The organism is Kitasatospora sp. NPDC001225, from assembly GCF_053597855.1.
The window spans coordinates 1-1,890 of the sequence record NZ_JBSFJC010000404.1 but is presented as its reverse complement, the minus strand read 5'-3'; the positions used below and the strand labels follow the sequence as shown (position 1 = coordinate 1,890).

General features: G+C 74.0%; 1 protein-coding gene and 1 pseudogene. Both read right to left on the bottom strand.

Annotated features, from left to right (window positions below):
* A partial coding sequence (locus ACWDCZ_RS40945; RefSeq protein WP_449818665.1) for an MFS transporter occupies positions 1–906 on the bottom strand: 906 nt, incomplete at its 3' end.
* Positions 903–1,834 (bottom strand): annotated as a pseudogene (locus ACWDCZ_RS40940) (PLP-dependent cysteine synthase family protein); the annotation flags it as partial. The pseudogene ACWDCZ_RS40940 and the gene ACWDCZ_RS40945, both read right to left, overlap by 4 nt.
* Positions 1,835–1,890 lie beyond the last annotated feature (56 nt).

Sequence of the window (1,890 nt, the reverse complement as noted above, 5' to 3'; positions counted from 1 at the left end):
ATGCCGATGATCCGGGGCAATGCCCCGTCCTGTTCCGCGAGCGGTGGCACGTCCTTCTCTGACAAGGTCAGCGCCATGTCGCCCCCCTTTCTGGAGCAGGATCGTGCCCAGCCCGGACACCACGAACAGCAGCGCCGTCGCCACCGTCCCGCCGGTGCCGCCGCCGCCCAGCCGGCGGACCTCCAGCGGCAGCGCCAGGTACACCTGGAAGGACAGCACGTACGAGCCGGTCATCGCGCCCGCGAAGAGCAGGAACGGCCGGTTGGCCAGTACCCCGCGCCACTGCGCGAGGACACCCGTACGCTCGTGCCCCTCGTCCGGCCCGGAGCCCCGGCGGGCCGGCAGCGACCGGATCTGCACCGCGCTGAGCACCGCGAACACCCCGGCCGCGACCAGGCAGGTGGTGCGGAAGTCCACGGCCGTCAGCGCCATGCCCACCAGCGGGCCGAGCAGGACGCCCGCCTGGTAGAAGACGTTGAACAGCGCGAACGCGGCCACCCGCCGCTCCTCGCCCGCGTCCCGTGCCAGGTACGCCCGCACGGCCGGGTTGAACAGCGCCCCGGCCAGGCCGGTGGCCGCCGAGGCCGCCACCAGGGCGGGCAGCGAGGAGGAGAGGCCGAGCGCGGCGAAGCCGGCGGTGCGCAGCAGGCAGCCCGCCACGATCAGCGGCTTGTAACCGAACCGGTCGGCCAGCGTGCCGCCGACCAGGAACATGCCCTGCTGGGTGAAGTTGCGCACCCCGAGCACCAGCCCGACCGTCCAGCCGGCCAGGCCCAGGCCGCCGGACAGGTGCGCGGCCAGGTAGGGCATCAGCATGTAGAAGCCCAGGTTGATGGTGAACTGGTTGACCATCAGCAGCCGGACGCTGCGCTCGTGGCCCCGGAACTGGGCGGTCAGCCCCCTCACGCGGCACCGCCGGGGGCGCCCGGGAGGGTCAGCGGGTCGACCACCTCGGCGCAGCGGGTCCAGCGGGTGACCTCCCGCTCGTCCGGCCGGGCGAGCTCGTCCGGGCCGTCCGCCGGCGGGTGGTCCAGCAGGTCGTGCGCGGCGCCGTACTCGTCGTCGTAGACGGTGCCGAGGTAGCGCTGCGGCCCGTCCGGGAAGATCGCGGCGATCCGGGTGCCGGCGGGCCGGGTGCGGGCCAGCCAGCCGGCCACCAGGGCGACCGCGCCGACGCTCCAGCCGCCGGTGGCGTAGTGCGAGGCGGCCAGCCGGCGGCAGGTCCAGACGGCCTCGGCCGGGGCGACCCAGTGGACCTCGTCGAAGGCCTGGTAGGCGACGTTGCGCGGGTAGATGCTGGAGCCCAGGCCGCGCATCAGCCGGGTCCGGGCGGGCTGCCCGAAGATCGTGGAGCCGACGGTGTCCACCCCGACCACCCGCAGCCCCGGGTAGAGCTGGCGCAGGCGCGCGAGGTGCCGGCCGAGTGCCCGCCGGTGCCGACGCTGCACACCAGCACGTCCAGGTGGCCCAGTTGGGCGGCGAGCTCCAGCGCCAGCGGGGTGTAGGCGGTGGTGTTGTCGGGGTTGTTGTACTGGTCGGGGCACCACGATCCCGGGTGGCGGGCCAGCAGTTCGGCCACCCGGTCGCGCCGGGCCTGCTGCCAGCCGCCCCGCGGGTGCGCACTGGCGACCGCCTCCACCTCGGCGCCGTACGCGGTGAGCAGCCTGGTCATGGTCGGCTCCAGCCCCGGGTCGGTGACCAGCGTGACCGGGTGCCGGTACACCATGCCGGCCAGTGCGAGGCCCAGTCCCAGCGTGCCGCTGGTGGACTCCACGATCCGGCCGCCCGGGCGCAACTCGCCCCGGGCCCGGGCCCGTTGGACCATGTGCAGGGCCTCAGTTCGGATTGGGGTCTGCAACTCGACCCCATGAAGTTGGAGTTGCTAGTAAT